The sequence below is a fragment of the Streptomyces pseudovenezuelae genome, assembly GCF_029892565.1.
Lineage (GTDB): Bacteria > Actinomycetota > Actinomycetes > Streptomycetales > Streptomycetaceae > Streptomyces > Streptomyces pseudovenezuelae_A.
This window is the reverse complement of sequence record NZ_JARXVH010000055.1, coordinates 1-9,309: the sequence shown is the minus strand read 5'-3', so window position 1 is coordinate 9,309 and position 9,309 is coordinate 1. Positions and strand designations below refer to the sequence as shown.

2 protein-coding genes are annotated in these 9,309 nt (G+C 71.1%); both read right to left on the bottom strand.

Features of this window, described 5'->3' with window-relative positions:
- Nucleotides 1-6,687: type I polyketide synthase (locus M2283_RS51280; RefSeq protein ID WP_280883531.1), on the bottom strand; the 6,687-nt coding region annotated here is incomplete at its 3' end.
- 53 nt (nt 6,688-6,740) lie between these two features.
- The coding region (locus tag M2283_RS51275; RefSeq protein ID WP_280883530.1) for a KR domain-containing protein at nt 6,741-9,309 on the bottom strand (2,569 nt) is incomplete at its 5' end.

The following is a 9,309-nucleotide window of genomic DNA, read 5'->3' as shown; positions in this document are numbered from 1 at the left end:
CGGCACTGCAGGCTGCTCCACAGGAGCCTGCTCCAGAATCAGGTGCGCGTTCGTCCCACTGATACCAAAGGAGGACACACCGGCCCGGCGCGGCCCGCCCACCTCTGGCCACTCCCTCGCCTCCGTCAGCAGCTCCACCGCACCCACCGTCCAGTCCACCTGCGTCGACGGTTCGCTGACGTGCAGGGTGGGGGGCATGATGCCGTGCCGCAACGCCTCCACCATCTTGATCACACCAGCCACACCAGCCGCTGCCTGCGTGTGACCCAGATTCGACTTCAGCGACCCCAGCCAGAGCGGACGCTCCGGATCCCGGTCCCGGCCATACGTGGCGAGCAGCGCCTGCGCCTCGATCGGGTCGCCGAGTTCCGTGCCAGTGCCGTGCGCCTCCACAACGTCGATGTCAGCCACGGCCAGGCCCCCGTTGGCAAGCGCCTTGCGGATGACCCGCTGCTGGGAGGGCCCGTTCGGCGCCGTCAGACCATTCGACGCACCATCCTGATTCACCGCAGAACCACGGATCACCGCCAGCACGCGGCGCCCGTTCCTCCGCGCCTCCGACAACCGCTCCAAAACCACGACACCCACGCCCTCAGACAGGATCGTGCCATCGGCACCGGCCGAGAACGCCTTGACCCGACCGTCCGCGGCGAGGCCGCCTTGCCGGGACATGCTGCGCATGCCGATCGGCGAGCCCATGACGGCTACACCGCCGGCGAGGGCGAGCGAGCACTCGCCCTGACGCAGTGCCTGGGCGGCGAGGTGGATGGCGACCAGCGAGGACGAACACGCCGTGTCGACGGTCACTGCGGGGCCCTCGAAGCCGAACGTGTACGAGACCCGACCGGAGGCCACGCTGCCGGCGGTGGCCGTCGCGGCGAAGCCTTCGAGTTCGTCGGGCAGGTTGCTGAGGGACTCGATGTAGTCGTGGATGTGGAGGCCCTCGAAGACGCCGATGTTGTCGCCGCGCGCGGAGAGGGGGGCGATGCCGGCCCGCTCCAGGGCTTCCCACGAGGCTTCGAGGAGGAGCCGCTGCTGCGGATCCATGGCGAGCGCCTCGCGCGGCGAGATACCGAAGAGTCCGGCGTCGAACTGGCCGGCGTCGTACAGGAATCCGCCCTTGCGGACGTAGGCCGTGCCGGGCTTGTCGGGGTCGGTGTCGAACAGGCCGTCGATGTCCCAGCCGCGGTCGTCCGGGAAGGCCACCATGCCGTCGCGGCCCTCGGCCACGAGGCGCCAGAGGTCGTCGGGGTCGTCGACGCCGCCGGGCAGCCGGCAGGCCATGCCTACGATGGCGATGGGCTCGTCGGGGGCGGTGGCGACGGCGGTGGGGGCGGTGGGGGCGGCAGTGACGCTGACCGCATCGTCGGCGAGTTCCTCGCGCAGGTAGCGGGCGAGTGCCACCGGGGTGGGGTAGTCGAAGATGAGGGTGGCGGGGAGCTTGACGCCGGTGGTGGCGCCGAGCCGGTTGCGGAGTTCGACCGCGGTGAGCGAGTCGAAGCCGATCTCGCTGAACCCTCGTGTTCCCTGGGCTAGTTCGGCGGCACTGAAACCGAGGACCGCTTTGGCTTCGGCCTGCACGATGCCAAGGAGGACGGCTTCCTGTTCGGCCTCGGACAGTCCGGTGAGGCGCCGGACCAGGGAACTGCCGTCCTCTGCACCGGCGTGGGCGAGGCGGCGGCCGGTGCGCACAAGGCCGCGCAGCAGGTGCAGGATGGCGCCGCCGGACCTCGCGTCGGCGCCCAAGGACCGCAGGTCGAGCTTGATCGGTACGAGCAGGGCGTGTTCGGCGCGCAGACCGATGTCGAAGAGGTCGAGTGCTTCAGCGGGCGTGAAGGCCAGGACGCCGGCGCGCTTCATGCGTGCCTGGTCGGTCTGGCTGAGGTGAACGGTGAGGCCGGTGTCCTGCTGCCACAGGCCCCAGGCCATCGAGACGCCTGGCAGGCCGTCCGCCCGCCGACGGGCCATGAACGCATTGAGGAACGAGTTGGCGGCCGCGTAGCTGCCCTGGCCTGCAGCGCCGAGCAGAGAAGCGGCGGCGGAGAAGACGGTGAACGACGCGAGTTGCGGGGCGAGTTCGCGGGTCAGCTCGTCCAGGTGGCGGATGGCGGTGACCTTCGGAGCGAAGACGCTTTCGATGCGTTCCGGCGTCAGGGCGCCGATCACACCGTCGTCCAGGAGACCGGCTGTATGGACGACACCGGTCAGTGGGTGCTCGGCCGGTACGGCCGCCAGGAGTGCCGCCACAGCGTCCCGGTCGGCGACATCGCACGCGGCGATCCGCACCATTGCGCCCGACTCAGTGAGCTCGGCAGCCAGTTCAGCTGCGCCCTCCGCGTCGGGGCCACGACGGCTGACCAGCAGCAGGTGCCGTACGCCGTGCCGGTCGACCAGGTGCCGGGCGACCATGGCGCCGAGGGAGCCGGTGCCGCCGGTGAGCAAGACGGTGCCCTCAGGGTCGAAGACGTGCGTGGCCTCGGCCTTGACGGTGTCATCGGCAGTGGCCACGCGTACCAGACGCGGAGCGGACAGGGCTGTCCCGCGGACGGCGACCCGCGGCTCCCGGGTGGCGAGTACGGGCCCGAGGACAGGCCCCGCGTCGGCGGAGCCTGCGGGGTCGAGGTCGACCAGCACGATGCGGTCGGGATTCTCGGCCTGGGCAGCCTGAATCAGACCCCAAACGGCGGCACCGGCCGGGTCGGTGACGTCAGCGTCACCGCTGGCGGGCATCGCGCCCCAGGTGGCGACGACGAGGGGTACGGCGTCCTGGCCAGGTGTGGCAGCCAGCCACGCCTGAACCACGGACAGGACGCGGGTAGTGAGGCCGAGCGGGTCCTCACCGTCGTCGGTCGTCGCCGTGAGGACGGCGACCGGTGGCATGGTCTCGCGGGCGGCGAGGGCCGCGACGTCGTCGGCAGTGGCGAGCGGCGTCCAGGAGGCAGGCGCGGCTGCATTCTCGGGGGCGGGCAGGTGGGTCCATTCCACGCGGAACAGCGAGTCGCGACTCTCCCTGCTGGCTGCGCCGTCGTCGAGCTGCTGAGCGGTGACCGGCAAGGACACCAGCGAGTCCATGGTCAGGACGAGGTCGCCGGCCTCGTCGGCAGCCTGGAACGAGAGGGCGTCCGGGCCGCTCGGGGCGACTCGTACGCGCAGGGCGGAAGCGCCCTGCGCGTGCAGGACGAGACCGTTCCAGGCGAAAGGCAGGACCTTGCGGTCGTCGTCGGCGTTGGCGAAGGCGTTGGTCTGCAGGGCTGCGTCGAGCAGGGCCGGGTGGATGCCGAACCGGTCGGCGTTCTCCCGCTGCTCGGGCGGCAGGACAGCCTCGGCGAACAGTTCATCGCCACGCCGCCACACGCCGCGCAGGCCCTGGAAGGCCGGACCGTACACGTATCCGCGGGCGCCCAGATTCGAGTAGAAGTCGTCGATGGCGACGGGCTTCGCGCCTGCCGGTGGCCAGGCGGCGAAGTCGACGGTGGGCGTCGTGCCGCCAGCCCGGGCGGCGGTGGAGAGCAGGCCGGTGGCATGCCGGGTCCATTCCCCCTGTTCGGCATCGTCTCGGAGGGAGTAGACGTCCACGGTGCGCGAGCCGTTGGGGCCGGCACCACTGACGGCGACCTGGACGCGGACACCGCCCTGCTCGGGCAACACGAGCGGCGACTCGATGACGAGCTCTTCCAGGACACCGCAACCGAACTCGTCGCCGGCTTGGACAGCCAGATCGACGTAGATGGTGCCGGGCACCACGACCGCGCCTCCGATGGCGTGGTCCGCGAGCCACGGGTGGGTGCGCAGGGAGAGCCGGGAGGTGAGGACCAGTCCGTCGGACTGCGGCAGCGGGACCACCGCGCCGAGCAGCGGGTGATCGGTGCCGGTCAGGCCGAGCGAGGTGGCGTCGTTGGCGGTGCCGGTCAGCTGGATCCAGTAGTGCTGGTGGTCGAAGGCGTACGTCGGGAGGTCGACGCGGCCGGCGTCGGCTCCAGCCGCAAGGACGCCGCGCCAGTCGACGTGGACGCCTCGGACGAAGAGCTCGGCCATCGAGGTGAACAGGCGGCGCGGACCGCCCTCGTCCCGGCGCAGGGATCCGGTCACAACAGCGTCGGCCTCGGCGTGGACCACGATCTCGCTGATCGGCTGGACGAGGACGGGGTGGGCGCTGGACTCCACGAACACGGTGTGGCCGCCTGCCAAGAGGTCGGCGATCGCGGGACCGAAGCGGACCTGCCGACGCAGGTTGCGGTACCAGTAGCCGCCGTCGAGGACACCCGCCTCGCTGATCCACTCGCCGGTCACGGTGGAGAGAAATGGCACGGCAGGAGCCTGGCTGCGAATGTCAGCGAAGGCCTCGCTCAGAATTTCCTGGACGGCTTCGACATGCCGGGTGTGCGAGGCGTAGTCGACGGCGACACGGCGCACGCGTACGCCCTGGTCCTCCAGCGCGTCGAGGGCTTCGTCGAGGGCTTCGGCATCACCGGCGATCACCACTGACGCCGGACCGTTGACCGCTGCGACCTCGACCCGGTCGGCCCACCGCTCCAGACGCTCAACGACCTCTGTCTCGGACAGCGCCACCGACGCCATACCACCCCGGCCCGCGAGACTTGTGGCGATGACCTGACTGCGTACGGCCACGATGCGAGCAGCGTCCTCCAGCGACAGCGCGCCCGACACGCACGCGGCGGCGATCTCACCCTGCGAGTGACCGACCACCGCATCCGGCACCACACCCACCGACGTCCAGACGGCGGCAAGGCCGACCATCACCGCGAAACTCGCGGGCTGCAGCACATCCACGCGCTCCAGGAGTTCAGCCGGAGCATCCCCCCGCAGCACATCCACCAGCGACCAGTCGACCCACCGCTCAAGCGCCGCCGCACACTCCGCGATCCGCTCCGCGAACACCGGTGAGGAATCGAGAAGCTCGCGGCCCATACCGGCCCACTGCGAACCCTGCCCCGGAAAGACGAACACGACCTTTCCGGCCCCGCCCGGCGTCGACGCGCTGTCGACGACCACCGAGCGGGCAGTCTCGCCGCGCGCCAGCGCGCCCAGGCCCGCCAGAGCCTCCTCGGGCGAGCCGGCCACGACGACCGCACGCTCGGCGAGCGTGGCCCGGCCGGTGGCCAGTGCAGCCGCCGCGTCGGCGAGCGCGACCGTGCCGGACTCTTCGACGAACGACACGAGACGCTCCGCCTGGCCGGTCAGCGAGGCGGCCGTGGCCGCCGAGACCACCAGCGGCACCACGCCTTCGGCCCCTGGAGCCGGAGTCGTGCCGGAGGCGGATGCTACGGCGGGCTCCTCTTCCGGCGCCTGTTCCAGGATCATGTGGGCGTTCGTACCGCTGGCACCGAACGAAGACACACCGGCCCGGCGCGGCCGGCCCACCTCTGGCCACGCGCGGGCCTGGGTCAGCAGCTCCACCGAGCCCGCCGTCCAGTCCACCTGCGGGGTGGGGGCGTCGATGTGCCGGGTGGCGGGCATGACGCCATGCCGCAGCGCCTGCACCATGTTGATCACGCCGGCCACGCCGGAGCCGGCCTGGGTGTGGCCGATCACCGACTTGACCGAGCCGAGCCACAGCGGCCGGTCCTCGGACCGGTCCTGGCCGTACGTGGCAATCAGGGCCTGCGCCTCGATCGGGTCACCGAGAACGGTGCCGGTGCCGTGGCCCTCGACCATGTCGACGTCGGCCGTGGTGAGGCCGGCGCTCTCCAGCGTCTTGCGGATGACGCGCTGCTGCGAGGGGCCATTGGGCGCCGTCAGACCGTTGGAGGCGCCGTCCTGGTTGACGGCGGAGCCGCGGATCACCGCGAGGACCCGGTGTCCGTTGCGGCGCGCCTCCGACAGCCGCTCGAGGAGGATCACACCGACGCCTTCGGTCCAGTTGGAGCCGTCCGCGCTGGCCGCGAACGACTTGCAGCGGCCGTCGAAGGCGAGGGCCCGCTGCCGGGCGAAGCCAACGAACCCGCCGGGGGTCGCCATGACGGTCGCGCCGCCGGCCAAGGCCATGGAGCACTCACCGCGCCGCAGCGCCTGGGCGGCCAGGTGGATGGCAACCAAGGAGGAGGAGCACATGGTATTGACGGTGATGGCGGGGCCTTCGAGGCCGAGGGTGTAAGCGACCCGTCCCGAGGCGATGCCGCCTGCGCTGCCAAGGGCACGCTCCAGGCTGAGGAAGCCTTCGAGGCCGCTGAGGTCGGGCGCGTAGTCCTGGTGGTTGATGCCGGTGAACACTCCGATGTCGGTGCCGCGTACGGAGTGCGGGTCGATGGTGGCTCGTTCGAGGGCCTCCCAGGAGACCTCAAGGAGCTGCCGCTGCTGGGGTTCCATCGCGAGCGCTTCGAGCGGCGAGATTCCGAAGAATGTCGCGTCGAACTGGCCGGCGTCGTGCAGGAACGCGCCCTCGCGGACGTAGGTCGTGCCGGGGTTGTCCGGGTCGGGGTGGTAGAGGCCCTCCAGGTCCCAGCCGCGGTCCTCGGGGAAGGTGGTGTAGACGTCGGTGCCGTCGGTCACCACCCGCCACAGGTCCTCGGGGGTGCGTATGCCGCCCGCGTACCGACAGGCCATGGAAACGATCGCGATGGGTTCGGCCGAGGCCTCGGAGAGACGCTGGTTCTCCTGCTGGAGCCGGGTGTTCTCCTTGAGGGAGGCACGCAGTGCGTTGACGATCTGTTCGTCCGGTGCCGTCATCTACCTACGTCCTCCGTCTTTGTCGCTGAACCAGGTATCGGTAAGTCAGATGGTCAGTTGGTGTTGTTGCCCAGGGCGCGCTTGACGAGGTCGGCGACGTCCAGCGCGTCGATCAGGTCGGCGTCGTCCTCAGCGGCGGGCGCCGCCGGGTCTGGCTCGGGCTTCGCCGCCACGGGGGTGGAGCCGTCCTCGGGGCCGACGAGGCTGAGCAGCGTGTCGAGGAGGCCGACCTCCCGAAGGCGGGAGAGCGGGGCCTGCGCGAGTGCGCGGCGCAGGTCGTCCTCCCGCCCGTCCAGGTCGTCGTCGCCCGTTTCGGTCAGCAGCTCAGAGCGCAGGAAACCGACGAGGGCGTCCGGGGTCGGGTAGTCGAAGATGAGGGTCGCGGGCAGTCGTAGACCGGTGGCCACGTGCAGGCTGTTGCGAAGGTTGACGGCGGCGAGCGAGTCGAACCCGACCTCCTGGAAGGACTGGAGCGGGCCGATGCTCTCCGCGCTGCTGTGTCCGAGGACCGTCGCCGCCTGTCCACAGACCAGCCGGAGCAGGAGACGGTTGTGTTCGGCCTCGGGGACGTTCCGAAGGGAGTCCACCAGGGACGAGGTGATGCTGCTGTTCTCGGCATCGGGCTGGGAGTCGCGCAGCGCGGCGGCGGCCTCGGGCAGGTCAGCGAAGAGCGGGCTGACCCGTACAGAGGTGAACGCCGGGATGAACGCCTCCCAGTCCATGTCGACGATCGTCACGGCCTTCTCCTGCGCTTCCACGGCCTGTTCGAACGCGGTCATCGCGATCTGCCGGGCCATCGGCAGGACACCGCGGCGGCGCAGCTGCGCGAGGGTCGCCTCGTCCATGCCGGGGCCGATTTCGTCGAAGGCTCCCCAGGCGATCGAGGTGGCCGCGAGTCCTCGGCCGCGGCGCCGTTCGACCAGGGCATCCAGGACTGCGTTGGCCGCGCCAGCGACGCCCTGGCCACCACCGCCCCAGATTCCGGCGATCGAGGAGAAGACCACGAAGGCGTCGAGCGGTGCGCCGCCGGAGGCGGTGTCGGTGAACAGTCCGTCGAGCCATACAGCGGTGTCGACCTTGGCCGCGAAGACCTCGGTGAGGTCGGCGAGGCCGGTGTCGGCGATGTTGCTGGTCCAGGCAGTGTCGGCGGCGTGTACGACGGCGGTGAGCGGCTGCTCCTCCGGGGTCTCGGCGATGAGTCGGGCGAGCGTCTCACGGTCGGTGTCGGCACAGGAGACGACTGTCGTCTCCACCCCGGTGGCCGCGAGCTTGCCCAGCAACTCGGTGACGGCGTCGGCAGGCGCCTGAGCCGTGGTCGTGACGATGAGACGGCGCGCGCCCGACCGGGCGAGCCAGAGCGAGGCATGTGCGCCGAGGGCCTCGGCGCCGCCGGTCACAAGGACGGTGCCGTGAGGCTGCCAGCCACCGTCGGCGCGGGCCTCGGGTGCGGGCTTGCGGGTGATCCGACGGCTGTGGACGCCGGAGCGGCGTACGGCGAGCTGGTCGTCCCCTGCGGCGCCGTTCAGCGCTCCCACGAAGTATTGCGCAGTGCGGGCGTCGAGGGTGGCCGGCAGGTCGATCAGGCCGCCCCACCGGTCGGGGTGCTCGAGAGCCACGGCGCGGCCCAGACCCCAGAGCACGGCCTGGCCGGGCTCGGTAACGGTGTCCTGGATGCCGGTGGTCACCGCGCCCCTGGTCAGGCACCACAGCGGCCCGTCGATGCCCGCGTCCCCAAGTGCCTGAATCAGCGCGAGGGTCCCGGCTGCGGTGGCAGTGGCGTCCTGCGCGCCCTCGAAGGCGAGCAGGGAGAGGACCCCTGCCGGCTGGTATTCAGCCCGGACGCTGCTCAAGCGCGCGGTGAACTCAAGTCGGGTGAAGGCGGAGGGAGCGATCTCCAAAGGCACGACGTCGAGTCCCTGGGCACGGAGCACCGCGAGGAACTCGGCCACCTGGGAGCCATCCGTGGAGTCGGCCGGGGAACCGGCCAAGCCTTCGGCCGAGCATCCCGGCGGCAAGACGGCGAGCCAGCGGCCCGCGGGCACCCCCGACTCCTCGCGCTCCAGGGGCCGCCAGGTGACGGCGTAACGGAGGCGCCCAGCGCTGGACCGCTGCCGGCTCCTGCCGCGCCAGTCCGCAAGCACCGGCACGACAGTGCGCAGGGCGTCGCGCAGACCGGCGGAGTCCGGGGCGAGCAGCCCGGCGAGCGAATCCGCGTCGGTCTTCTCGACGGCGCTCCAGAAGTCCGCGTCGGTGTCCTCGCCCGAGGCGCCGCTGTCGTCGGCGTTCTCGGCCTCCTCCAACCAGTAGTGGCGTCGGTCGTAGGCATACGTCGGGAGATCGACCTGCCCGCTCCCAGCACCGGCCGCAAGGACGCCCGCCCAGTCGACCGCGACGCCGCGCACGAAGAGCTCGGCCATCGAGGTCAACAGGCGGCGCAGACCGCCCTCGCCACGACGCAGCGTGCTACCGACAACAGCACGCAGCCGGACCCTGTCATCCGCCTGATCCACGATCTCGCTGACCGGCTGGACCAGGACCGGGTGGGCACTCGACTCCACAAACACCGTGTGACCGCCGTCGAGCAGCTTGCGGACGACGGGCTCGAAATCGACCGGCTGACGG